This is a genomic window from Streptomyces sp. NBC_00435, from assembly GCF_036014235.1.
In the GTDB taxonomy this organism is placed as follows: Bacteria; Actinomycetota; Actinomycetes; order Streptomycetales; family Streptomycetaceae; genus Streptomyces.
In genome coordinates this window covers 1,633,803-1,656,077 of sequence record NZ_CP107924.1, presented here as the reverse complement: position 1 = coordinate 1,656,077, position 22,275 = coordinate 1,633,803, and the positions used below count along the sequence as shown (strand labels likewise).

21 protein-coding genes and 2 tRNA genes are annotated in these 22,275 nt (G+C 72.5%); 15 read left to right on the top strand and 8 right to left on the bottom strand.

Annotation, left to right across the window (positions count from 1 at the left end):
• Nucleotides 1-3: 3 nt before the first annotated feature.
• The gene (locus OG389_RS07530) at nucleotides 4-519 is read right to left on the bottom strand and encodes a DsbA family protein (RefSeq protein ID WP_328297684.1); all 516 of its coding nucleotides are present in this window, start codon (nucleotides 517-519) and stop codon (nucleotides 4-6) included.
• A 200-nt stretch (nucleotides 520-719) separates the two neighbouring features.
• On the opposite strand from OG389_RS07530, the gene OG389_RS07525 reads away from it, so the two are divergent.
• Both OG389_RS07525 and OG389_RS07520 read left to right on the top strand, forming a co-directional pair.
• Nucleotides 720-1,163, top strand: coding sequence for a hypothetical protein (locus OG389_RS07525; RefSeq protein ID WP_328297683.1), 444 nt, complete (start codon nucleotides 720-722; stop codon nucleotides 1,161-1,163).
• Nucleotides 1,164-1,290: 127 nt separating this feature from the next.
• The gene (locus tag OG389_RS07520; RefSeq protein WP_328297682.1) at nucleotides 1,291-1,464 is read left to right on the top strand and encodes a hypothetical protein; all 174 of its coding nucleotides are present in this window, start codon (nucleotides 1,291-1,293) and stop codon (nucleotides 1,462-1,464) included.
• Here OG389_RS07520 and OG389_RS07515 read toward each other — a convergent pair.
• Both OG389_RS07515 and OG389_RS07510 read right to left on the bottom strand, forming a co-directional pair.
• Nucleotides 1,405-2,019 carry a CGNR zinc finger domain-containing protein gene (locus OG389_RS07515; RefSeq protein ID WP_328297681.1) on the bottom strand — a complete coding sequence of 205 codons (615 nt, stop codon included), beginning with the start codon at nucleotides 2,017-2,019 and terminating at the stop codon, nucleotides 1,405-1,407. The genes OG389_RS07520 and OG389_RS07515 overlap by 60 nt on opposite strands.
• A 227-nt stretch (nucleotides 2,020-2,246) precedes the next feature.
• The gene (locus OG389_RS07510) at nucleotides 2,247-2,660 is read right to left on the bottom strand and encodes an SsgA family sporulation/cell division regulator (RefSeq protein WP_030011909.1); all 414 of its coding nucleotides are present in this window, start codon (nucleotides 2,658-2,660) and stop codon (nucleotides 2,247-2,249) included.
• Between the two features lie 177 nt (nucleotides 2,661-2,837).
• Here OG389_RS07510 and OG389_RS07505 point away from each other — a divergent pair, with 177 nt between their 5' ends.
• Nucleotides 2,838-3,323, top strand: coding sequence for a TIGR02611 family protein (locus OG389_RS07505; protein WP_328297680.1), 486 nt, complete (start codon nucleotides 2,838-2,840; stop codon nucleotides 3,321-3,323).
• An 82-nt stretch (nucleotides 3,324-3,405) separates the two neighbouring features.
• A tRNA-Val gene (locus tag OG389_RS07500) sits at nucleotides 3,406-3,477 on the top strand.
• Between the two features lie 87 nt (nucleotides 3,478-3,564).
• Here OG389_RS07500 and OG389_RS07495 read toward each other — a convergent pair.
• A complete protein-coding gene (locus tag OG389_RS07495; RefSeq protein WP_328297679.1) occupies nucleotides 3,565-5,976 on the bottom strand; it encodes an SCO7613 C-terminal domain-containing membrane protein in 2,412 nt (803 codons plus the stop codon).
• Between the two features lie 113 nt (nucleotides 5,977-6,089).
• Between OG389_RS07495 and OG389_RS07490 the strand changes: the two genes are divergently transcribed.
• Together OG389_RS07490 and OG389_RS07485 are read left to right on the top strand one after the other, a co-directional pair.
• Nucleotides 6,090-6,674 carry an SRPBCC family protein gene (locus tag OG389_RS07490; protein ID WP_328297678.1) on the top strand — a complete coding sequence of 195 codons (585 nt, stop codon included), beginning with the start codon at nucleotides 6,090-6,092 and terminating at the stop codon, nucleotides 6,672-6,674.
• A 38-nt stretch (nucleotides 6,675-6,712) separates the two neighbouring features.
• A tRNA-Val gene (locus OG389_RS07485) sits at nucleotides 6,713-6,784 on the top strand.
• Nucleotides 6,785-6,855: 71 nt separating this feature from the next.
• Here the strand turns inward: OG389_RS07485 and OG389_RS07480 are convergent.
• Complete coding sequence (locus tag OG389_RS07480) at nucleotides 6,856-7,581, bottom strand: 3'-5' exonuclease (RefSeq protein ID WP_328297677.1); 726 nt, start codon at nucleotides 7,579-7,581, stop codon at nucleotides 6,856-6,858.
• Between the two features lie 243 nt (nucleotides 7,582-7,824).
• On the opposite strand from OG389_RS07480, the gene OG389_RS07475 reads away from it, so the two are divergent.
• The 3 genes from OG389_RS07475 to thrS all read left to right on the top strand — a co-directional run bounded on the left by OG389_RS07475 (nucleotide 7,825) and on the right by thrS (nucleotide 12,052).
• Nucleotides 7,825-8,415, top strand: coding sequence for a DUF4365 domain-containing protein (locus OG389_RS07475; protein WP_328297676.1), 591 nt, complete (start codon nucleotides 7,825-7,827; stop codon nucleotides 8,413-8,415).
• Nucleotides 8,415-9,647 carry a hypothetical protein gene (locus OG389_RS07470; protein WP_328297675.1) on the top strand — a complete coding sequence of 411 codons (1,233 nt, stop codon included), beginning with the start codon at nucleotides 8,415-8,417 and terminating at the stop codon, nucleotides 9,645-9,647. The genes OG389_RS07475 and OG389_RS07470 overlap by 1 nt, the downstream gene beginning before the upstream one ends.
• A gap of 428 nt (nucleotides 9,648-10,075) precedes the next feature.
• Nucleotides 10,076-12,052, top strand: coding sequence for a threonine--tRNA ligase (thrS, locus tag OG389_RS07465; RefSeq protein WP_328297674.1), 1,977 nt, complete (start codon nucleotides 10,076-10,078; stop codon nucleotides 12,050-12,052).
• 38 nt (nucleotides 12,053-12,090) lie between these two features.
• Here thrS and OG389_RS07460 read toward each other — a convergent pair whose 3' ends face one another.
• Nucleotides 12,091-12,756 carry a potassium channel family protein gene (locus tag OG389_RS07460; RefSeq protein WP_328297673.1) on the bottom strand — a complete coding sequence of 222 codons (666 nt, stop codon included), beginning with the start codon at nucleotides 12,754-12,756 and terminating at the stop codon, nucleotides 12,091-12,093.
• A gap of 67 nt (nucleotides 12,757-12,823) precedes the next feature.
• Between OG389_RS07460 and OG389_RS07455 the strand changes: the two genes are divergently transcribed.
• Nucleotides 12,824-13,384 carry an HIT family protein gene (locus OG389_RS07455; RefSeq protein ID WP_328297672.1) on the top strand — a complete coding sequence of 187 codons (561 nt, stop codon included), beginning with the start codon at nucleotides 12,824-12,826 and terminating at the stop codon, nucleotides 13,382-13,384.
• Nucleotides 13,385-13,466: 82 nt separating this feature from the next.
• On the opposite strand, the gene OG389_RS07450 is transcribed toward OG389_RS07455, so the two are convergent.
• Nucleotides 13,467-15,137, bottom strand: coding sequence for a hypothetical protein (locus OG389_RS07450; RefSeq protein WP_328297671.1), 1,671 nt, complete (start codon nucleotides 15,135-15,137; stop codon nucleotides 13,467-13,469).
• A gap of 170 nt (nucleotides 15,138-15,307) precedes the next feature.
• Nucleotides 15,308-17,521, bottom strand: coding sequence for an elongation factor G-like protein EF-G2 (locus OG389_RS07445; RefSeq protein ID WP_328297670.1), 2,214 nt, complete (start codon nucleotides 17,519-17,521; stop codon nucleotides 15,308-15,310).
• A 244-nt stretch (nucleotides 17,522-17,765) separates the two neighbouring features.
• On the opposite strand from OG389_RS07445, the gene pgsA reads away from it, so the two are divergent.
• The 5 genes from pgsA to pdxS all read left to right on the top strand — a co-directional run bounded on the left by pgsA (nucleotide 17,766) and on the right by pdxS (nucleotide 22,272).
• Nucleotides 17,766-18,449, top strand: coding sequence for a phosphatidylinositol phosphate synthase (gene pgsA, locus OG389_RS07440; RefSeq protein WP_328297669.1), 684 nt, complete (start codon nucleotides 17,766-17,768; stop codon nucleotides 18,447-18,449).
• Nucleotides 18,449-19,372 carry a phosphatidylinositol mannoside acyltransferase gene (locus OG389_RS07435; protein WP_328297668.1) on the top strand — a complete coding sequence of 308 codons (924 nt, stop codon included), beginning with the start codon at nucleotides 18,449-18,451 and terminating at the stop codon, nucleotides 19,370-19,372. The genes pgsA and OG389_RS07435 overlap by 1 nt, the downstream gene beginning before the upstream one ends.
• Complete coding sequence (locus OG389_RS07430; RefSeq protein WP_328297667.1) at nucleotides 19,369-20,532, top strand: glycosyltransferase family 4 protein; 1,164 nt, start codon at nucleotides 19,369-19,371, stop codon at nucleotides 20,530-20,532. The genes OG389_RS07435 and OG389_RS07430 overlap by 4 nt, the downstream gene beginning before the upstream one ends.
• A gap of 142 nt (nucleotides 20,533-20,674) precedes the next feature.
• A complete protein-coding gene (locus OG389_RS07425) occupies nucleotides 20,675-21,214 on the top strand; it encodes a hypothetical protein (RefSeq protein WP_328297666.1) in 540 nt (179 codons plus the stop codon).
• A 140-nt stretch (nucleotides 21,215-21,354) separates the two neighbouring features.
• Nucleotides 21,355-22,272, top strand: coding sequence for a pyridoxal 5'-phosphate synthase lyase subunit PdxS (pdxS, locus tag OG389_RS07420; protein WP_030294529.1), 918 nt, complete (start codon nucleotides 21,355-21,357; stop codon nucleotides 22,270-22,272).
• The last annotated feature ends 3 nt before the right edge of the window (nucleotides 22,273-22,275 follow it).

Below are 22,275 nucleotides of genomic sequence, written 5' to 3'. Positions count from 1 at the left end.
GCCCTAGGGCCGGGCCGGTCCGGCGCCCGGCGCCAGCAGCCGGTCGGCGATCTCCTCGATGCGCCCGCGCAGGCCCTCCTGGCTCTTGCCGCCGTCGAGGCGCTGCCCGTCGATCACATAGGTCGGCGTGCCGGTCACGCCGATCGCCTTGCCCTCGGCCTGGTCGGCGTCCACGATCAGGATGTGCCGGCCGTCGATCAGGGCGGTGTCGAACTCCTCTGCGTCCAGGCCGAGTTCACGCGCCACCTCGACGAGGACGGATTCCCCGCCCTTGCCGAGTTCCGCGGTGCGGGCCAGCACGGCCTCCACGTACGGCCAGCCCTGCCCCTGCTCGACGGCCTCCTCAGCGGCCTGCGCGGCGGCGAAGGCGTGCTTGTGCTTCTCCAGCGGGAAGTGGCGCAGCCGGATGTCCAGCCGGTCGCCGTAGCGGGCCCGCAGGGCGCGTACGTCGTCCAGGGCGCTGTGGCAGTCCGGGCACTGGAGTTCGCACCAGACGTCGAGGATCACGGAATCGGTCATACGCACAGTCTCCCAGCCCCCGCGGACGGGCACCGACCGGGACCTCGGGAGGAGACGGGACCCGGAGATGTCCCGGAGATCCGCCCGCGGCGGGCCCCGGCCGTGGCCAGGGCCGTGGTCGCCGGTGCAGGATGGACAGGGACAGAACGCCCGGCCCGCCGGCCGGGTCCGACCGACCGCACCGCTCCTGGAGGCCCCGCATGCTCGCCGAGACCATCTGCTCCGCGGTGTCCGCGGCGGGCCTGGGCCTCGCCGCGCTGACCGCCTACCGCAAGCGATTCCTCGCGGCCACCCGGATCGCGGCGTATTCCCTGGTGCCCGTCGGTCTGGTGATGACGGGCGTCGTGCAGTGGCTGACCGGGATCGTCTTCAAGCCGACCGTCTGGGTCGGTTTCGGCGTACTGGGACTGGCCTGGCTGCTCTTCATGACCACCCGCGCGATAGAGCGGCGCCGGCTCGGTCCGGGGGAGGAGCCCGCGAAGCGGCCCAAGGCGGCCAAGGGCCGCCCGGCCCCGGAGGCCGTCGCCCCGGCGGCCTCCGCGCCCTCCCTCGCGAACGGCGCCCGCCCGGGGACGGCCCCGGCCGCCGCCCCCGCCGAGGACTTCTCCGACATCGAGGCGATCCTCAAGAAGCACGGCATATGACACGGGACCGGTCACCGCAAGGATTCGGGCCGGGAACCACCTGATCTGACGGATCCGGTGAACTCGCGCGTGGCATCTGGCGTGTTGAGCTCTGTGCGCGGCTCCGCTGCGCCATCATCGCCCCGACATGCTCGACACACCGCAGGGTGAGCCGGCCGTTCCCGCCCCGGTCACCGTCCCCGTCGCCGAGGAGCCGAGAGGCTGCCTCTTCGCGCTCTCCCAGCCGCCCCTGATGATCTTCCTAGGTGTGATCGGCGGCCTGCTGCTGCTCGCCGCCGTACACGATCTCTTCCTGCTCTGAGCCCTGCTCGGACTTGCGCCGGGCCCGGTACGCCGCCACGTGCAGCCGGTTCCCGCAGGTACGGCTGTCGCAGTAGCGCCGGGAGCGGTTGCGGGACAGGTCGACGAAGGCCCGCCGGCAGTCCGGGGCCTCGCAGCGGCGCAGCCGCTCCTGCTCGCCCGAGACCACGATGAACGCCAGCGCCATGCCGCCGTCGGCCGCCAGGTGGTCGCCCACCGAGGCGCCCGGCGCGAAGTAGTGCACGTGCCAGTCGTAGCCGTCGTGGTTCGTCAGCTGCGGGGTGGTGCCGGCGGTCGCGACCAGCTCGTTGATCAGCACGGCGGCCGCACGCGAGCTCGGCGCCGCGAAGGCCTGGGCGAATTTGCCGCGCACCGTCCGTACGCCGGCCAGATCGCGGGCGCTGAGCTCGCCGACGTCGCTGATCGCGTACTCGTGGACGAAGGCGCGCAGCGCGTTCACGTCCGCCAGTCCGTCGGAATTCTCCGTCTCGGCCGTGGTGTTCACCAGCGCGACGACGACGTCGAGCGCACGACGGGTGTCGTGGGGGATCTGCACGGGGTCTCCCTGATGGGCCGGGCCTGCGGTGACGGGTCTACCGCCGCCGCTGGCCGACTCTAGCGGGTCGCCCCAAGCGCACCGGCGCCGTCCGCGCGGGTGGCTCCCACGTGAACAGCGCCGACACTTCCGTATGTGGTTGTCCGCCGTGCACCGTCGCCCCGAGTCGGACGGTGTCGTGCGGCCCCCGGCCGGGGCCGGGAGAAGGTTCCCTCTGTAGGCCTGGCTCAGGATTCGGCCAGGATGTGGGAGAGCTCCTTGTCGAGGTCGAAGTGCCGGTGTTCGGTTCCTGGTGGAACCGCGGCGTCCGTCCGCTTGAGGAACGACTCCAGTGCTCGGGCGGGTGCTTCGAGCAGTGCTTCTCCCTCCGGTGAGCTCAGGGCGATGCAGACGACTCCCTGACCGTGGCTGCGGGACGGCCATACGCGGACGTCGCCGGTACCGGTGGGCCGGTGAAGGCCCTCGGCGAGGAGGTCGCGGGCGAATACCCATTCGACCGTCTCCTCGGCGCCGGTGTGGAAGGTGGCGTGCACGGCGTAGGGATCGGCCGTGTCATACCGCAGGCCCGCGGGAACAGGCAGTGAGGACTCGCTCGACACAACGAGGCGCAGGTGCAGCTCGCAGCTGACCGTGGTGTTCATAAGCGCCAGGGCCTTTCGCTCAGTGTGCGCTCGGGGATTCGCACGTCGGCGAAATCGACATGCCACCTACGGTGCCGTTGTAAACCCCTCTGACCGTTTTGCGGACCTCTGGGTCCCTCGGACGGCGGATCCAAACAGTCATTCACGTGTGCTGCGCGCTCCGGTAGATTCGACCCCATGAACACGGGGAGTGACCGCGAGGCCAACGAGTCCGCGACCGAATCCGCAGTCGAATCCGCAGTCGATTCCGCAGCTGGTCCCGCAGCCGGGTCCGCCGCGGCGGAAGAGGCGCCGCACGTCTCGAAGGCGCCCGCCTTCATCAAGGCCCGCCGGGGGCTGCACCTGAGCTGGCAGGTCGGCGTCTTCGTCGTCGGCCTCGCCGTCATCGGAGCGGGCATCGCCATGCTGGTCCTGCCCGGCCCGGGCTGGGTCGCGATCTTCGCGGGCCTGGCGATCTGGGCCACCGAATTCGCCTGGGCCCACCTCGCCCTTCGCTGGACCAAGCGCAAGGTCAGCGAGGCCGCGCAGAAGGCGCTGGACCCCCGGGTTCGCCGCCGCAACATCATCCTGACCAGTGTCGGACTCGTCGTCGCGGGCGCCTTGATCGGCTTCTACCTGTGGAAGTACGGGCTCGTCCTGCCCTGGAACATCAAGGACCAGTGAGCCCGCCCGGCCATGCGCCCGCCCACGTGGCCGCCCATGGCAAAGGGCACCGCTGACATGCGGTAATGTTTGCGGTGCGTCCGGGCGATTAGCTCAGTGGGAGAGCACTTCGTTCACACCGAAGGGGTCACTGGTTCGAACCCAGTATCGCCCACCCGGACCAGAGGCCCGGAGACTTTCACAGTCTCCGGGCCTCTGACGTTTTCCCCCGTACGGCCCACCCCCCGGGGAGCCGGACGGGCTACGTCAGCCGGCCGATCGCCTCCCGCAGCCGGCGGGCGTCGCGCAGCCGCTTCTCGTACGTGGCCCCCACCGCGAGCAGCAGGACCCCCGCCAGCGCCGGCGGCAGCCAGCGGGGCAGCGCGTCCACCACCTGGATCACGTACGGGGTCAGCTCGTGCAGCGCCACCGCCACCAGCGTCGCCCCGCCCAGCAGCAGCGGGGCCCGGAGCCGGCGGCGGGCTCCGGCCAGGGTCACCGCGAGCGCCCCCGCCCCCAGCAGCAGCGGCCGCAGCCAGTGCGGGTCGCCCCACACCGCGAGGGTGCTCGGCAGCAGGGTCGCCGCCAGACCGGGCCCGTACGCCGTCCAGGACGCGGCCCGCGGATCCCGGCGCCGCCGCAGGAAGCCCACCGCCAACGCCGCCGCCGTCACCGGCAGGGTGTAAGCCTCGGGCACCGTGACCCCCGACGCGGCGAGCCGCACCCAGGTCGCCGCCAGGAACAGCGCCCCGGCCGGCCAGCCGGCCGCCGAGCGCCGCTCGGGCCGTACCGCCGCCCCCGCGCACACCACCCCGGCCAGCGCCAGGACCAGCGCGAGCACCGGGGCGTCCCCGGCGGCCAGGGCCACCGCGAGGAGCCCCGCGCCGGCCGCCGCGACCTCCGCGGGGGCCCGTACGCCGCCGAGCCGGGGCCCGAGCGCCGCCACCGCCGCAGGGACCACCAGCACCGGGGGAGCCCACCAGGCCACCGGCCGGTCCAGCAGCGCGCCCAGCGCCACCGCGAGCAGCGCGGCGTACCCGACGGCGAACGCCGCGGCCCCAGCACGGGCCCAGGCCGGGGCGGCCCGGTACGCCGCTCCCGCCGCGCAGGCCGCCCCCAGCAGCCCGAACACCCCGAAGGTGGCCAGTCGGCCGTCCAGGGCCGCCACGGACACGCTCCCGGCCCCCACCAGCGCGCAGGCGCCCGCCGCGAAACCGGGTCCGGCGGCGGCCGGGGCCGTGGACCGCAGTGCGAGCGCGCCCGCCGTCAGCGTCACCACGAGCTGGACCGCGAAGACCGCTCCCGGCGCCGCCGGGCACAGCACCACCGGGGCCGTGAACAGGCCCGCCCAGCCCAGGACCACCGCGGCCACCCCCGGTTCGGGGCGACCCGGCAGCACCCGGGCCAGCCACCACGCGGCGCCGGCCGTCAGCAGCAGCACCACCAGGGGCGCCGCCCCCAGCGCGGTCCCGGCCGCCGGGGCGGGCGTCGTCGCCGACCAGACCTCCTCCAGCACCCGAAGCCGGCCCACCAGCACCGTCGCCACCCAGGCCGTGGCCGACACCGCCTGCAGGGCGGCCACCCCGGCACCGGCCCACGCGAGGCCGCGCCGGACCGCAGCCGGGAGCGCGGGCACCCGCAGGGCACCCAGCAGGGGCAGCGCCACCACCAGGTAGGCCACCGCCGCCCAGGGCGGGCGCAGCTGCGGCGCCGCCGGGCCGCCCAGTGCCGCCACCATCGCGAGGGCCCCGGCCGCGGCGAACACCGCCGGCACCCCGGCCGCCCGCCAGGCCACCGCCACCGCCAGCACGGCCACCGCCGCCAGCAGCGCCGAGGAACCCAGCGCCGCGCCCGTCGATCCCGCGGCCACCGACTCCGCCAGGCCCGTCAGCAGCGCCGCGCCGCCCGCCACCGAGCCCGCCGTCCCCGCCCAGCGGGCCAGCCGGCCCGGCCTGAGCAGCGCGAACCCCGCGTCCAGCGCGGCCGTCGCCAGCAGCGCCCAGCCCACGTCCGGCCCGGTCGCCCCGGCGGCCAGTGCCGCGAGCGGCAGTGGGAGCTGCGCCGTCAGCAGGGCCGCGGCCGGCGGGATCCTCAGTGCCGTCGGGGACTGACCGGCCGCCGGAGTCCGCCCGGCCTGCGCCCATCCGGCCAGCGCCCACCCGTACGCGGCCCACACCGCGGCCAGCACCGCGGCCGCCCCCGCCGCGTACGCCGTGCCGTCCGTCCCCGGCATGCCCACGGCGTACAGCGCGTACGCGTCCAGCACCGTCAGCAGCAGACCGACCGCGGCCACCGCCTCGGCGGTCGAGCGCAGTCCGCGGCGCAGCAGCGCGGCGGGGAGACCCAGCGCCGCCGCCGTCACCGCGGCGAGTACCGCGCTGCGCCCGGCGAGGCCCAGGGAGCCCCAGCTGACCAGCGTGAACGCCAGAGCCGCGACCGCCAGCAGGACCGCTCCCAGGATCAGCAGCACGTTCTGCGCGCCGGGCGCCGGGGTCTGCGGCCCCGGTCCCCGCCCCGGCCGGGGCGGTTGGGCCTGCACACCCCAGGCCAAGGGGGCCCGGCCGCGCAGCAGCCACTCCCGGCGGCTCAGCAAATAGTGCCGCCGGGCATCGAGTTGAAACAGTTCGCGGTCGATGAGCGCCAGCTCTTCGCCCGGCGGCAGGGGGTTCTCCATGTTCGCAGTGTGGTGCCGATCACGCCGTCAGGACATGGGTGCGGGTACTCATCCCGGGATGAGTTCTTGCTGAGTACGGGGTGCGCGCCCCCGTCGCGAGCAAGACTGGGGGCATGGACCGAACCCGCTGCGGCGCAGGCGCCGGCAAGGCAGCACCCGGCAGGGCGCGCCCCGGCACGTCTGGCTCCGACGGCCGCGGCGCCGACGGCCGCGGCTCCGACGCCCGCGGCTCCCACGATCGCTGGACCCGCTACCGCTTCCGTGAGGTGTGGGACCTGGACGCCGCGCCCGCCCGCGTCTACGCCGCCCTGGAGCGCCCCGAGTCGTACCCCCTGTGGTGGCCCCAGATCCACGCGGTCGTCCCCACCGGCGACGGGCACAGCGGCACCGCCCTCATTCGCTCCGCCCTCCCGTACACCTTGCGCGTGACCGCGGACGCACTCCTGCGTGATCCCGTGCGCGGGATCCTGGAGGTCGCCCTGCGCGGGGACCTGGAGGGCTGGGCGCGGTGGACCGTACGGCCGCGACCCGGTGGCGCGCGGGCCCTGTACGAGCAGGAGGTCGAGGTGCGCCGCCCGCTCATGCGGTGGCTCGCGCTCCCCGGCCGGCCGGTGTTCCGGCTCAACCACACCCTGATGATGCGGGCCGGCCGGCGCGGGCTCGCCGCACATCTGGCGGCCGGACCGGAAGCGGTTTGAACCAGCCCCGAGCCTTCTGTATTGTTCAGTCCGTTCCCGGGCGATTAGCTCAGCGGGAGAGCACTTCGTTCACACCGAAGGGGTCACTGGTTCGATCCCAGTATCGCCCACCGGGACAGGCCGGTCCGTCTGCTGACGGACCGGCCTTCCGCATGTACGGGGACCTCCGCGCGGGCTCCGCTCAGGCCGCCGCGGGCAGTTCCGGCCGCAGCGGCCAGTGCGGATCCACCGGCTCAGGCGTCCCCTGCCGCGCGAACCACGCCTGCAGTCCCCGCGCCTGGGCCGCGTGCCACACCTGCTGGAGCGTGTGCAGCTCCGCGGGCGTCAGCCGCTCCAGCCGGCCCGCGAACCGGCGCCCCACCGCCCGTACGAGCTCCAGTGAGGCCAGCGCGTCCGCGCCCGCGTCGTGGGCCCCCTCCAGCTCTATCCCGTAGTGCGCGCACAGATCCGTCAGCGTGCGCCGCCCCTTGCGGTAGCGGTCCAGATGCTTGTCCAGCACCCGCGGATCCAGCACCGTCAGCGGCCGGTTGTCCAGGTAGCGCGCCAGCGAGGACGCCCGGTGCCGGCGCAACTCCCGGTCCAGCAGTGTCAGATCGAACGGCGCGTTCATCACCACCACCGGCCGGCCCGCCACCTGCTGCTCCCCGAGCGCGCGGGCTATCTCCTCCACCACCGGCGCGGGCCAACGCCCGTTGCGCTGGAGGTGGTCATCGGTCAGACCGTGCACTTCCGTGGCCCCCGGAGGTACCGGGATGCCGGGATTGACCAGCCAGCGCGTCGAACGGACCCGGCCGCCCGCGCACTCCTGCACGATGAGCGCGGCGGACACGATCCGGTCCCGCTCCACGTCCACCCCGGTCGTCTCAGTGTCGAATGCGGCCAGCGGGCCCTCGTACCAGCGTGTCATGGCGAACTCCTCGTCACCCGTCGGCAGATGGGGCGCACCCGGGCACCGCGCCCCAGGCCCCGCCACCCTTGCCCGAATCGGTGATACCCGTGCTCTTTGCCCCGTACGCCGTTTGCGGCACGCCGACTGCGGAGACAACTCCAGTGGGGGACCGCACACATGACCGGTCGTCAACCCCGACACCCTGACACGGACCCGATCCGGCCTGACACGGCCGAGCCCGGAAGGCATGGGGAGCCGGCCATGGCGCTCGCGCAGCCCGAACCGGGCGGGATGCCGGCGCTGCAGATCGATCCGCGGAGCGACCCGCGGAGCGGACCGCTGCGCGGCACACTCGCCACCACCGCCTGCATGGAGACCCTCCAGGTGGGATACCTGCACGCCGTCGCCGCCGCGGCCGGCTGCTCGCTGTCCCAGCCCTTTCCGGACAACGGCATCGACTGGCACGTCAGCCACGGTGCCCCCGAGCACGTCGTCGACGACGAGGTGACCATCAAGGTGCAGCTGAAGGCGACCTACCAGATACCGCCCAGACCGGCCGGGCCCTCCTTCGGCTTCACCCTCGACAACGAGCACCTGGTGAAGCTCGCCCGCTCCCCGGTCGCCGTGCACAAGATCCTCGTCGTCATGCTCGTCCCGCGCGCACGCGATCAGTGGCTGAGCGCCGGGCACGACCGGCTCGACCTGCGGCACTGCTGCTACTGGACCAATCTCGCCGGACACCCCGTGACCGGCCGGCGCCGGACCACCGTACGGATCCCGACCACGCGGATCTTCGACGACCGGGCGCTCTGCGAGATCATGACCCGGGTCGGGTCGGGAGGGACACCTTGATGAACTGGCAGTCACCGCACCTGGAGCCGCTCCCGTCACCGGACTTCGCCTCCGGCGCCCCGGACCCCGCGCAGGTCGACCCGCTCGTGCTCGGCGCGCTGCTGCACCGGCACGGCTGGCTGCGCCGGGGTGGCGCCGCCGGACGGTACGGGCGCTGGACGCCGCCGGCCCCGTACGCGACGGGCAGCGGGGCCACCAGCCTCCTCGTTCCCGAGAGCCGGGCCTTCCCCGACTGCGCCGACCTGCTCGAGGAGGCGCTCACCGCGCTCTCGCGCAGCGCGCTGCCGTCGGCCCGCGAGGTGCTCTACGGACTCAGCGTGCCCAGCGACGAGGTCCGCTGGGACCGCGAGATCCCGCAGGGGGCGTACGGATTCCAGGGCGAGGCCGACTGGACGGTCCAGGAACAGCTCCGCTCGGCCGCCCGCCAGCTCCTGCTCGCCGGGGCACTGGCCGACCGGGCGCGGGCCGGGTACTACGGCGCCCGGCACCGCGGCCAGGCGGAGCGGGCGCTGGACGGGGTCCTGGTGGGGCCGGCTCCGGGAGGACGGCGGCTGACCGCGTACGTCCCCGTCGACGGGGGCCGCGGCACCGTGATCCGGCTGCACCACGCGCTGCACGCCACCCGCGAGGCGGTGGACTACCAGCGGGCCACCGGCGGCATGGAGGCCTTCGACGCGGCGGTGGAGGCCGGGGTCAGTCGGGAACTGGCCGAGGCGCTGATCGCGTTGGTCCACGGCACGGAGGGGGCCCGGGTCGCGCTCGCGTGGGCCCCGGCGGCGGGGGTCCCGGCGGGGTGCGCGGCCCGGCCGGAGCCGGTGGAGTTCTCGCCCGGCGACCTGCCGGTGCTCCGGGACGCGGCCGCGCGCTACACGAGGGACGAGCCGGCGGTCCCGGTCCGGGTGGCGGGCGCGGTGGTCCGGATGCGCCGCTCGGCACCGGGCGGCGGGGGCACGGTGCGGCTGCGGGTACTGGCCGGGGCGGAGATCCCGTACGTCCGGGTGGTGCTCGACGAGGAGTCGTACCGCGTGGCGGGCCACGCGCACCTGGTCGGACTGCCGATCCGGGTCAGCGGCCGGCTCCAGCGCCGGGGCGGGTTCCGGCGGCTGACGGACGCCACGGACGTCCGGCCGGTACCACTGGACGAGGTCGAGCGGGACCGGCTGATGAAGTCGCTGGAGGAGTCCCTGGGGGAGTCCTTCGACCCGGGGGACGTCCTGCCGTCCGACGAATAGCCCGAAACGGGCGGTGGGAAGGGGTGAACCCCTTGCCCGCCGCCCGCTCCCCCCTTTTCAGGCTGCGGCCCCATAGTCGTCATCCCCTGGCCGGTAGGCAATCTTTAATGAAATCGGCTCTAGGGCGTTTCCAGCCGGTCCGTTGCGGTTTACCCCTAAGTGAGCAGCGCTTTTAGGTAAGTGGGCAGCTGCTCTTGGCGTGTTTTCGCCCTGCCGGGATTTCATTAAAGGCTCATTCGGGAGGTCGGGTGAGGGTGCGGGGGCCCCGGCCGGGGGTGGGGCGGAGGGTGGGACGGTGGCGTGCGTGCCGGGCGTGGGCGCGGGTCCTGGCGGGGGAGCCAGTAACCGTTTCGCGGGGGAGGGGGTCGGCTCGGTACGATTCAGGCGCGCAGTGTTCGCTCGCGCACCCCCTGAGTCAGGAGTGACCGGTGTCAGACGTCCGTGTGTTCATCCAACGCGATTCCGAGCGGGACGAGCGCGTGGTGGCCACGGGCACTACGGCGGCGGAGCTCTTCGCCGGCGAGCGCACCATCGTCGCCGCGCGCATCGCCGGCGAGTTGAAGGACCTCGCGTACGAGGTGAAGGACGGCGAGACCGTCGAGCCCGTGGAGATCTCCTCCCCGGACGGCCTCGACATCCTGCGCCACTCGACCGCGCACGTCATGGCGCAGGCCGTGCAGGAGCTGTTCCCCGAGGCCAAGCTGGGCATCGGCCCGCCGGTCCGGGACGGCTTCTACTACGACTTCGACGTGGCGAAGCCCTTCACCCCCGATGACCTCAAGGCCATCGAGAAGAAGATGCAGGAGATCCAGAAGCGCGGCCAGCGTTTCGCCCGCCGCGTCGTCACCGACGAGGCGGCCCGCGAGGAACTCGCGGACGAGCCGTACAAGCTCGAGCTCATCGGCATCAAGGGTTCGGCTTCGACCGACGACGGTGCGAACGTCGAGGTGGGCGGTGGCGAGCTGACCATCTACGACAACTTCGACGCGAAGACCGGCGACCTGTGCTGGAAGGACCTCTGCCGCGGTCCCCACCTGCCGACCACCCGCAACATCCCCGCGTTCAAGCTCATGCGCAACGCCGCCGCCTACTGGCGCGGCAGCGAGAAGAACCCGATGCTCCAGCGCATCTACGGCACCGCGTGGCCGTCGAAGGAGGAGCTGAAGGCCCACCTCGACTTCCTCGTGGAGGCCGAGAAGCGCGACCACCGCAAGCTCGGCACCGAGCTCGACCTGTTCTCCGTACAGGACGAGATCGGCTCCGGCCTGGCCGTCTTCCACCCGCGCGGCGGCGTCATCCGGCGCACCATGGAGGACTACTCGCGCAAGCGGCACGAGGAAGAGGGCTACGAGTTCGTCTACACCCCGCACGCCACCAAGGGCACCCTCTTCGAGAAGAGCGGCCACCTGGACTGGTACGCGGAGGGCATGTACCCCCCCATGCAGCTCGACGGTGGTACCGACTACTACCTCAAGCCCATGAACTGCCCGATGCACAACCTGATCTTCGACGCGCGCGGCCGCTCCTACCGCGAACTGCCGCTGCGCCTCTTCGAGTTCGGCACCGTGTACCGGTACGAGAAGTCCGGCGTCGTGCACGGCCTGACCCGCTCGCGCGGCTTCACCCAGGACGACGCCCACATCTACTGCACCAAGGAGCAGATGGCGGAGGAGCTCGACCGCACGCTGACCTTCGTGCTGAACCTGCTCCGCGACTACGGTCTGACCGACTTCTACCTGGAGCTGTCGACCAAGGACCCGGAGAAGTTCGTCGGCTCGGACGAGGTCTGGGAAGAGGCCACCGCGACCCTCCAGCAGGTGGCCGAGAAGCAGGGTCTGCCGCTGGTCCCGGACCCGGGCGGCGCCGCGTTCTACGGCCCGAAGATCTCGGTCCAGTGCCGCGACGCGATCGGCCGTACCTGGCAGATGTCGACCGTCCAGCTCGACTTCAACCTCCCGGAGCGCTTCAACCTGGAGTACACCGGCCCGGACGGCACCAAGCAGCGCCCGGTCATGATCCACCGCGCGCTGTTCGGTTCCATCGAGCGGTTCTTCGCCGTACTGCTGGAGCACTACGCGGGCGTCATGCCGCCGTGGCTCGCCCCGGTCCAGGCGGTCGGCATCCCGATCGGCGACTCGCACATCGAGTACCTGCAGGAGTTCGCCGCCGAGGCGAAGAAGAAGGGCCTGCGGGTCGAGGTGGACGCCTCGTCCGACCGGATGCAGAAGAAGATCCGCAACCAGCAGAAGCTCAAGGTCCCCTTCATGATCATCGTCGGTGACGAGGACATGGCCGCGGGCACCGTCTCCTTCCGCTACCGCGACGGCTCGCAGGAGAACGGTGTGCCGCGCGACCAGGCGCTGGCCAAGCTCGTCGACGTCGTGGAGCGCCGCGTACAGGTCTGACGCGTACGAACGTGATGCGGGCCGAGCCCCCGGGGAACTCAGTTCCCCGGGGGCTCGTCCTCGTCCTCCCGCCGGAAGGCCTGGAGCATCCAGGCGGAGAACGAACCCGTCACCGCTCCCAGCAGCGCCAGCCCGCCGGCCATCATGAACGCCGCGATGATCCGGCCCCCCGGGGTCACCGGGGCCATGTCCCCGTAGCCCACCGTCGTCAGCGTCTCGCACACCCACCACACCGCGTCCCCGAGGGTGCGGATCGAGGCCCCGGGGGCCCTGCGCTCGAAGTGGTGGACCCCGAGGGCGCCCGCGAAGCCGAGCAGCCCGGCCGACAGGCCGGCGTACGACATCACGCGGGCGTACAGGTTCCGGCGCGGGCGGTTGTACCGGGCCTGGATCGCGTCGTGGACCTTGACCATGCGCAGCGGCCGCAGCAGCGGTAGGAGAACGATCAGCGTGTCCAGCACGTGCAGGCGCACGAAACGCGGGGGCCGCATGCCGCTCAGGGCCAGCCGCACCGCGTAGTCCACGACGAAGCACAGCCAGGTCAGCATCACGAGGCCGACGCCGACGGCCCGTACGAGCGGGTGGACCTCGTAGGCCAGGACGGCGAGCGTGAAACCGGCGAGGAAGATCAGGGAGGCGAAGAACAGCGGCAGTTCGGTCCGGCGTTCCCACGCCTGGTCGCGGCTCTCGGGTGCATCGTGCATGGGGTCAGCATCGCGGCCCCGCAGCCGGTGTTCGCCCCGGCGACACGCCGCGACGGGGCAAGGTCATATGCTGCATCCCATGACGATTGAGCCGGAGCAGCAGATCGGTGTGGGCACGCAGGACGCGTTCCAGCGTCTGTGGACGCCTCACCGGATGGCCTACATCCAGGGGGAGAACAAGCCGACCGGGCCGGAGGCCGGGGACGGCTGTCCCTTCTGCGGGATTCCGGACATGTCCGACCAGGACGGGCTGGTCGTGGCCAGGGGCAAGCACGTCTACGCCGTACTGAACCTCTACCCGTACAACGGCGGCCACCTCATGGTCGTGCCGTACCGGCACGTCGCCGATTACACGGACCTGGACGCCGCCGAGACCGCCGAGCTCGCCGAGCTGACGAAGCGGGCGATGATCGCCCTGCGCAAGGCCTCCGGCGCGCACGGTTTCAACATCGGCATGAACCAGGGCCAGGCCGCCGGCGCGGGCATCGCCGCGCACCTGCACCAGCACATCGTGCCCCGCTGGGGCGGGGACACGAACTTCATGCCGGTGGTGGGCCACACCAAGGTGCTGCCCCAACTCCTCGCGGACACCCGCCAGATGCTCGCCGACGCCTGGCCCACGGACTAGACCCGTTCGGTCGGCCCGGTCGACCGTGCCCCGGCCGACGGTGCCCGGCCCGTCGGCCGGGGCACCGTCGCGTCGCCGGGGCTCACGCGTCGTAGACGTCCGCCTTGCGGGGTGCGGCTTCCTGGACCATGCCGCTGACGATCATCGAGCGGTTGGTGAAGCGCTCGATGTCCACGCCGTTCTCCTCCAGGACCCGCATCGCGGCGGCGTGCACCGCGCGCAGGACCGGGGTCGCGGCGCGCATCGCGTCGTCCGCCATGAAGCGGTGGCGCCACGGCTGGTCGGCCCAGACGTGGCGGACGCCGAAGGGCTCGGGCAGTACGAGCTTGCCGCCCAGGTAGTCCAGGAGCGGGGGGTACCAGGTGAACGGGGCGCGCACGGCGAGGCGAACGACCTCGCTCGTGTCGACCAGGGGGCGCCGCAGCTCCACGGTCTCCCAGAAGCGTATGGACTTGGCGACCTCGTCGACCGGGGCCTTCGACTTGGTGGTGAACAGGCCGTTCACCGGACCGAGGGCGTGGCCGGTGACCTCCACGCGCAGGGTCTTGTAGAGCACGGTGACCGTGACCAGCATGGTGATGACGAGCTGGCCGTCCCAGAGCGGGTACTGGATGCCGAGGTAGTGCCGGTTGCCGGCGCTGAACTGCTGCTCGTTGCAGATCCGGGTGATCTCGTGCGGCTTGACCAGGAAGGTGTCCACGTCCGCTCCGGTGGGGCGGGTCACTTCCTTGGCGCCCTCGCCGACCGGGGTGACGATCCAGTGGGTGATCGAGGCGGGCGGCAGCCCTCCGGTGTGCAGGGGGCCGCGCTCCAGCTTGCGCAGCTGGGTGTCGATCGCGCGGATGACGTCCCAGCTGCGGAAGGGGTGGATCTCCGAGCCCTCGTTCTTGGGCGCGAGCTCCTCGGCCAGCTGCCAGCTGCCCCAGCGCGTGCCCATGCCGAGTATGCCCTTGGGGCCGGCGTAGAAGACGGAGTTGCTGCGGCCCTCGGCGGTGAGCTTGGCCAGGGAGTGGCGCAGGTCCTCGCGGGCCTTCTCGTCCGGGTTCCCGGGGACGGCCTCGGGAATCTTGGCGGCCACCCCGCCGCCGCCGGCGAGGAGGCCGTCCCAGCGCGAGCGCAGGTCCTCGGCGGTGGCCTCGCAGAGCCGGCGGGCGAAGAACCAGCCGAGGGCCGGGGCGATGACCATGGCCCGGACGTAGAGGCCGAGGAGGCCGGTCAACGGGAGCCGGAACATCAGGACGGCGACCACGAGACCCACACCGACCAGGAGCGCGGTGCCCATCCAGGAGGCGCGCTTGGCCTTGGAGCCGGCCAGGGCCTTGCGGGCCCAGAAGAGGCCGAGCCACAGCAGCAGGCCCGGGAGGAACAGCACTCCGCAGACGAGCATGATCAGGCGGAGTTTGCTGTCGCGCTCCTTGCGGATGCGGGAGGCGGCCAGGCAGTGCTCGACCACGGTCTGCGGGTCGGCGCCGAAGGACTGGATGAGGGGCTTGCGGGTGGGCGGGATCGTGCGGGCCTCGACGGCGCGGCAGAAGGCCTCGCCGAGGTTCGGTTCGAGGAGGGAGATCCTGCCGGGCTTGACGACGGACTCGTGGTACTCGTTGTTGGCGGCGAGGATGGTCTCCAGCTTGGTGTCGCGTCCGCCGTCCCGGTAGGCGGCCGATGCGAGGGCATTGGTCGCCGCCGTCTGGCCGCCGCCGCCTTGCAGCGGGATCTGTGCCCCGGGCCTGAAGTCGAATCCGTCGTCCGCCACCGCTGCCCCCATCGCTGTGCGTCGTGCTCGTGCTCTGTCCGGGTGGTCTACCCGTTCGTGCTCCCCGCCTCACCGCGCCGACGAGCCTATCGGCCGATTCCTCCCCGTGGTCATGGGACAGGCAAATGCCGCCCACCGCAACTTCGTTGGGTGGGCGACCCTGGGTGACACTATGTCAAATGACTCCCCTTCTCTGCCTGTTCGCGTAGCTTGTCCGCTATCTGTGGCGGCATCGGCTCGTGACGCGCGTACGTGCGGCTGAACAGCCCGGTGCCGTGCGACACGGAGCGCAGCTCGACGGCGTACCGGCCGATCTCGATCTCGGGGATCTCGGCGAGGACGCGGGTGCGGCCGGGGCCCGCCCGGTCGGTGCCGACGACGCGCCCGCGGCGTCCCGCGAGGTCGTTCATGACGGGGCCGACGTACTCGTCGGGGACGAGCACGGCCAGCTCGGCGACGGGTTCGAGGAGCTGGACGGCGGCCTCGGCGGCGGCCTCGCGCAGGGCGAGCGCGCCGGCCGTCTGGAAGGCGGCGTCGGAGGAGTCCACCGAGTGCGCCTTGCCGTCGATCAGGGTGACGCGCACGTCGACCAGCGGGTAGCCGGCCGCGACCCCCCGGGCGGCCTGCGCGCGCACCCCCTTCTCGACGGACGGGATGAACTGGCGGGGGACGGCTCCGCCGACGACCTTGTCGACGAACTCGATGCCGCTGCCGGGCGGCAGCGGCTCGACCTCGATCTCGCAGACGGCGAACTGGCCGTGCCCGCCGGACTGTTTGACGTGCCGGCCCCGCCCGGCGGCCTTGGCGCCGAAGGTCTCGCGGAGGCTGACCCGGTGGGGTACGGGGTCGACCTGGACCCCGTACCGGGTGCGCAGCCGCTCCAGCGCGAGGTCCTGGTGCGCCTCGCCGAGGCACCACAGCACCAGCTGATGGGTGTGCGGGTTCTGTTCGAGCCGCATGGTGGGGTCCTCGGCGACGAGCCGCGCCAGGCCCTGGGAGAGCTTGTCCTCGTCGGCCTTGCTGTGGGCCTCGATGGCGAGGGGGAGCAGCGGGTCGGGCATGGACCAGGCCTCCATCAGGAGGGGGTCGTCCTTGGCGGAGAGGGTGTCGCCGGTCTCGGCGCGGGTGAGTTTGGCCACGCAGGCCAGATCGCCCGCGACGCAGTGCGCGAGGGTGCGCTGCTGTTTGCCGAAGGGGGAGGTCAGCGCGCCGATCCGCTCGTCGACATCATGGTCCTCGTGGCCCCGGTCCGTCAGTCCGTGACCGCTGACGTGGACGGTCGCGTCGGGGCGCAGGGTGCCGGAGAAGACGCGGACGAGGGAGACGCGGCCGACGTAGGGGTCGGAGGAGGTCTTGACCACCTCGGCGACCAGCGGGCCGTCCGGATCGCAGCTGACGGCGGGCCGGGCGGAGCCGTCGGGGCTGGTGACGGCGACGGGCGCGCGCTCCAGGGGGGTGGGGAACCCGCCGGTGATCAGCTCGAGGAGTTCCACGGTGCCCAGGCCCTTGCGGGCGCCGTCGGCGGCGGGGGCCGCCATCAGGACCGGGTGGAAGGTGCCGCGGGCGACGGCGCGCTCCAGGTCGTCCACGAGGGTCTTGAGGTCGATGTCCTCGCCGCCGAGGTAGCGGTCCATGAGGGTCTCGTCCTCGCTCTCGGCGATGACGGCCTCGATCAGGCGGGCCCGGGCGTCGGTGATGAGGGAGAGTTCGCCGGGGTCCGGGTCGCGTTCGACGCGGTCGCCGGAGCTGTAGTCGTACACGCGCTGGGAGAGCAGCCCGAGCAGGCCGGCCACCGGAGCGTGGCCGTCCGGGCCGGCGGGGCCGTGGAGGGGGAGGTAGAGCGGGCGGACGGCGTCGGGGTCGTCGGCGCCGAAGGCGTCGTCGCAGACGGAGGTCATCTGTGTGTAGTCGGCGCGGGCGGCCTCCAGGTGCGTGACGACGATGGCGCGCGGCATGCCGACGGCGGCGCATTCGTCCCAGACCATGCGGGTGGCCCCGGAGAGCCCGTCGCCGTCCTCGGCGGCCGAGACGACGAAGAGGGCCGCGTCGGCGGCGCGCAGACCGGCCCGGAGCTCCCCGACGAAGTCGGCGTACCCGGGGGTGTCAAGAATGTTGATCTTGATTCCGGCCCACTCGACGGGGACCAGGGAGAGCTGGACGGACCGCTGGCGCCGGTGCTCGATCTCGTCGTAGTCGGAGACGGTGGCGCCGTCCTCGACGCGGCCGGCCCGGTTCACCGCGCCGGCGGTCAGGGCCAGGGCCTCGACCAGGGTGGTCTTGCCGGATCCGCTGTGGCCGACCAGCACGACGTTCCGTACGGAGGCCGGGCGATCGGCCGTCGGTGCTCTGCCGGCGGCTCCGGCTTGGTGTGATGTGGCTCCCATGACGCTCGTGCCTCCCGATTGGAGAGGAAATGGGCTCCTTCGAGCTTTGCACTGCCGTCACACTGCGTCCATACGTCGTACCGGAGCCGCCCGGGCGGGCGGCCGGAACGTGGCGAACGGCCCGAGAACGGCTCACGTCGTGTGAACCGGTGGGTGCGCGGCACTGACGGGCCGGGGCCCTGGCTACGATGGGCCAGCCGGTGGCCGTGGTGGCCGTGCGGCCCAGCGACCCTCCGGGAAGGCCATGCTGAACAAGTACGCGCGTGCATTCTTCACGCGTGTTCTCACGCCATTCGCCGCTTTTCTGCTCAGGCTGGGAGTGAGTCCCGACGCGGTCACCCTCATCGGTACGGCCGGAGTGGTGGCCGGAGCACTGGTCTTCTTCCCCATGGGCGAGTTCTTCTGGGGCACGATCACCATCACGCTCTTCGTCTTCTCCGACCTGGTGGACGGGAACATGGCCCGTCAGGCCGGCGTCTCCAGCCGGTGGGGCGCGTTCCTCGACTCCACCCTCGACCGGGTGGCGGACGCGGCGATCTTCGGCGGGCTCGCGCTCTGGTACGCGGGCTCCGGGAACAACAACGCGCTCTGCGCGGTCGCCATCTTCTGCCTGGCCAGCGGGCAGGTGGTCTCGTACACCAAGGCGCGCGGCGAGTCGATCGGGCTGCCGGTGGCCGTCAACGGGCTCATCGAACGTGCCGAACGCCTGGTGATCACACTGGTCGCGGCCGGTGTGTCCGGGCTGGAGATCTTCGGGGTGCCCTCGTGGATCGGCGTACTGCTGCCGATCGCGCTGTGGGTGGTCGCGGCGGGCTCGCTCGTGACGCTGATCCAGCGCGTGGTGACCGTACGGCGCGAGTCGGCGGAGGCCGACGCGGCCGCCGCCCCCGGCACCGCCGCCACCCCTTCCGAAGGCGGTACGACCTGATGGGCAAGGCTCAGGACAAGCTGGTCGACGGGCTCTACGGGCTCGGTTGGGCCGGGGTCAAGAAGCTGCCCGAACCGGCCGCGGCGGCCCTCGGGCGGCGGATCGCGGACTACGCGTGGAAGCGGCGCGGCAAGAGCGTGCTGCGGCTGGAGTCGAACCTGGCCCGTGTGGTGCCGGACGCGACGCCGGAGCGGCTGCGCGAGCTGTCGCACGCGGGCATGCGCTCGTACATGCGGTACTGGATGGAGTCGTTCCGCCTGCCGACCATGGCCAAGGAACGGTTCAGCACCGACGTGGAGATGAAGGACGACCACATCCTGCGCGAGGCACTCGCCTCCGGGCGCGGAGTCGTGGTCGCCCTGCCCCACCTGGCCAATTGGGACCTCGCCGGTGCCTGGGCCGTCACCCACATCGGAGTCCCGTTCACCACCGTCGCCGAGCGGCTCAAGCCGGAGACCCTCTACGACCGCTTCGTCGCCTACCGCGAGAGCCTGGGCATGGAGGTGCTCCCGCACAACGGCGGCGCCGCCTTCGGCACGCTCGCCCGGCGGCTGCGCTCGGGCGGGCTGGTCTGTCTGGTCGCCGACCGCGACCTGTCGGCGTCGGGGGTGGAAGTGGACTTCTTCGGTTCGGCGACGCGGATGCCGGCCGGACCGGCCCTGCTGGCGCAGCAGACGGGCGCGGTGCTGCTGCCGGCCACCCTGTACTACGGCGACGCGCCGAGGATGAACGGCCGGATCCACTCCCCGGTCGAGGTGCCCGGCAAGGGCACCCGGCAGGAGAAGACGGCCCTCATGACGCAGGCCCTCGCCGACGCCTTCGCGCAGGGCATCGCCGAACACCCGCAGGACTGGCACATGCTCCAGCGGCTGTGGCTGGACGACCTGGAGACCGCCGGCCGGCCCGAGGAGCACTCCGCGTGAAGATCGGCATCGTCTGCCCGTACTCCTGGGACGTTCCCGGCGGCGTCCAGTTCCACATCCGCGACCTGGCGGAACACCTGATCGGCCTCGGCCACGAGGTGTCGGTGCTGGCCCCGGCGGACGACGAGACCCCGCTGCCCCCGTACGTGGTCTCGGCGGGCCGGGCGGTGCCGGTGCCGTACAACGGGTCGGTCGCCCGGCTCAACTTCGGTTTCCTGTCGGCGGCCCGCGTGCGGCGCTGGCTGCACGACGGGGTCTTCGACGTGGTCCACATCCACGAGCCGACCTCGCCCTCGCTGGGACTGCTGACCTGCTGGGCGGCGCAGGGGCCGATCGTCGCCACCTTCCACACCTCCAACCCGCGCTCCCGGGCGATGCTGGCGGCGTACCCGATCCTGCAGCCGGCGCTGGAGAAGATCAGCGCGCGGATCGCGGTGAGCGAGTACGCGCGGCGCACGCTGGTCGAGCACCTGGGCGGCGACGCGGTGGTCATCCCCAACGGGGTGGACGTGGACTTCTTCGCCAAGGCCGACCCGAACCCCGCCTGGTCCGGCCAGACCCTCGGCTTCATCGGCCGGATCGACGAGCCGCGCAAGGGCCTGCCGGTGCTCATGGCGGCCTTCCCCCGCATCGTCGAGCAGTGCCCGGACGTACGCCTCATCGTGGCGGGCCGCGGCGACGAGGAGGAGGCGGTCGCCTCCCTGCCGGCCGCGCTCCGCTCCCGGGTCGAGTTCCTCGGCATGGTTTCCGACGAGGACAAGGCGCGGCTGCTGCGCAGCGTCGACGTGTACGTGGCCCCCAACACGGGCGGCGAGAGCTTCGGCATCATCCTGGTCGAGGCGCTCTCCGCGGGCGCGGCGGTCCTCGCGGCGGACCTCGACGCCTTCGCGCAGGTCCTGGACCAGGGCGCGGCGGGGGAGTTGTTCTCGAACGAGGACCCGGAGTCCCTGGCGGCGGCGGCGATCGCCCTCCTGCGGGACCCGGCGCGCCGGGCGGAACTGAGCGCCCGGGGTTCGGCGCACGTACGCCGCTTCGACTGGTCGACGGTCGCCGCGGACATCCTGGCGGTCTACGAGACGGTGACGGACGGCGCGGCCGCCGTGGCCACGGACGAGCGGGTCTCCCTCCGCACCCGCCTGGGCCTCTCCCGGGACGCGTAGCCCCCTGACCCCGCCGGCCCCGGGCTGTGCCCGGGGCCCCGCGCCTCAACGCCTTCCTCCCCGCAGGGGCGGACCACCCGCCCGGCCCCGCCCACCCACCGCCGGACGGAGCCCCGCGCGTTGAGGGGTAAAGTCGCGGCCCGTGATCGAAACCCTTGTCTGGATTGCCCTCGCGCTCGGCCTCGTCGGGGTGTACCTCAGCTGGACCGCCGGGCGGCTCGACCGGCTGCACTCCCGGATGGACGCCGCGCGGGCCGCGCTCGACGCGCAGCTCGTGCGCCGCGCCTCCGTGGTGCTGGAGGTCGCCACCTCCGGGGTGCTGGACCCCGCCTCCGCCATCGTTCTGTACGAGGCCGCGCACGCCGCCCGGCAGGCCGAGGAGGAGCACCGCGAGGTCGCCGAGAGCGAGCTCAGCCAGGCGCTGCGCGCGGTGTTCTCCGACGCGGGGCAGGTCGACGCGCTCAAGGCCGCTCCGGGCGGTGCGGAGGCCACCGAGGAGCTCGCGGCGGCGGTCCGCCGGGTTCCGATGGCCCGGCGGTTCCTCAACGACGCCGTGCGCGCGGCCCGCGCCCTGCGCCGCCACCGCAAGGTCCGCTGGTTCCGGCTGGCGGGCCACGCGCCCTTCCCGTTGGCCTTCGAGATGGACGACGAGCCTCCGGTGGATCTGGCGGAGCGGCCGTAACTTGTACCCAATGGCCAAATCGCGAGGAGCCACCGGCTGCACATTGGCCCTTGCAGTGGACTGGTCGAGAGGGTTTGCTCGGTCGAGTACCACCAGACCGCCAGTACCACCTGAATTTTCCTTTCGAGTGAGGTCAATCCGTGAGCACGCTTCCCTCCACCCCGCAGTCCGCTGAGTCGGCGATCGGCACCTCCCGCGTCAAGCGCGGCATGGCCGAGCAGCTCAAGGGCGGCGTGATCATGGACGTGGTCAACGCCGAGCAGGCGAAGATCGCCGAGGACGCCGGCGCCGTGGCCGTCATGGCCCTTGAGCGGGTTCCCGCCGACATCCGCAAGGACGGCGGCGTCGCCCGGATGTCCGACCCGAACATGATCGAAGAGATCATCGAGGCCGTCTCCATCCCGGTCATGGCGAAGTCCCGCATCGGCCACTTCGTCGAGGCCCAGGTACTGCAGTCCCTCGGTGTCGACTACATCGACGAGTCCGAGGTCCTGACCCCGGCCGACGAGGTCAACCACTCCGACAAGTGGGCGTTCACCACCCCCTTCGTCTGTGGCGCCACCAACCTGGGCGAGGCCCTGCGCCGCATCGCCGAGGGCGCGGCCATGATCCGCTCGAAGGGCGAGGCCGGTACCGGCAACGTGGTCGAGGCCGTCCGCCACCTGCGCCAGATCAAGAACGAGATCGCCCGCCTGCGCGGCTACGACAACAACGAGCTGTTCGCCGCCGCCAAGGAGCTGCGCGCCCCGTACGAGCTGGTCAAGGAGGTCGCCGAGCTCGGCAAGCTCCCGGTCGTGCTGTTCTCCGCCGGTGGCGTCGCCACCCCGGCCGACGCCGCGCTGATGCGCCAGCTCGGTGCCGAGGGCGTCTTCGTCGGCTCCGGCATCTTCAAGTCGGGCGACCCGGCCAAGCGCGCCGCCGCCATCGTGAAGGCCACCACCTTCTACGACGACCCGAAGATCATCGCGGACGCCTCCCGCAACCTGGGCGAGGCCATGGTCGGCATCAACTGCGACACCCTCCCCGAGTCCGAGCGCTACGCCAACCGCGGCTGGTAGTCA

Excerpts from the sequence above, each read along its gene's own strand:
- OG389_RS07520 (WP_328297682.1), top strand. The coding sequence starts at position 1,291 with ATGCTCGACACACCGCAGGGTGAGCCGGCCGTTCCCGCCCCGGTCACC.
- OG389_RS07470 (WP_328297675.1), top strand. The coding sequence starts at position 8,415 with ATGAACTGGCAGTCACCGCACCTGGAGCCGCTCCCGTCACCGGACTTC.
- OG389_RS07530 (WP_328297684.1), bottom strand. The coding sequence starts at position 519 with ATGACCGATTCCGTGATCCTCGACGTCTGGTGCGAACTCCAGTGCCCG.
- OG389_RS07510 (WP_030011909.1), bottom strand. The coding sequence starts at position 2,660 with ATGAACACCACGGTCAGCTGCGAGCTGCACCTGCGCCTCGTTGTGTCG.
- OG389_RS07435 (WP_328297668.1), top strand. The coding sequence starts at position 18,449 with ATGGGCAAGGCTCAGGACAAGCTGGTCGACGGGCTCTACGGGCTCGGT.
- OG389_RS07490 (WP_328297678.1), top strand. The coding sequence starts at position 6,090 with ATGGACCGAACCCGCTGCGGCGCAGGCGCCGGCAAGGCAGCACCCGGC.
- OG389_RS07525 (WP_328297683.1), top strand. The coding sequence starts at position 720 with ATGCTCGCCGAGACCATCTGCTCCGCGGTGTCCGCGGCGGGCCTGGGC.
- OG389_RS07475 (WP_328297676.1), top strand. The coding sequence starts at position 7,825 with ATGGCGCTCGCGCAGCCCGAACCGGGCGGGATGCCGGCGCTGCAGATC.
- pgsA (WP_328297669.1), top strand. The coding sequence starts at position 17,766 with ATGCTGAACAAGTACGCGCGTGCATTCTTCACGCGTGTTCTCACGCCA.
- OG389_RS07455 (WP_328297672.1), top strand. The coding sequence starts at position 12,824 with ATGCTGCATCCCATGACGATTGAGCCGGAGCAGCAGATCGGTGTGGGC.
- OG389_RS07460 (WP_328297673.1), bottom strand. The coding sequence starts at position 12,756 with ATGCACGATGCACCCGAGAGCCGCGACCAGGCGTGGGAACGCCGGACC.
- OG389_RS07495 (WP_328297679.1), bottom strand. The coding sequence starts at position 5,976 with ATGGAGAACCCCCTGCCGCCGGGCGAAGAGCTGGCGCTCATCGACCGC.
- OG389_RS07445 (WP_328297670.1), bottom strand. The coding sequence starts at position 17,521 with ATGGGAGCCACATCACACCAAGCCGGAGCCGCCGGCAGAGCACCGACG.
- OG389_RS07480 (WP_328297677.1), bottom strand. The coding sequence starts at position 7,581 with ATGACACGCTGGTACGAGGGCCCGCTGGCCGCATTCGACACTGAGACG.
- OG389_RS07505 (WP_328297680.1), top strand. The coding sequence starts at position 2,838 with ATGAACACGGGGAGTGACCGCGAGGCCAACGAGTCCGCGACCGAATCC.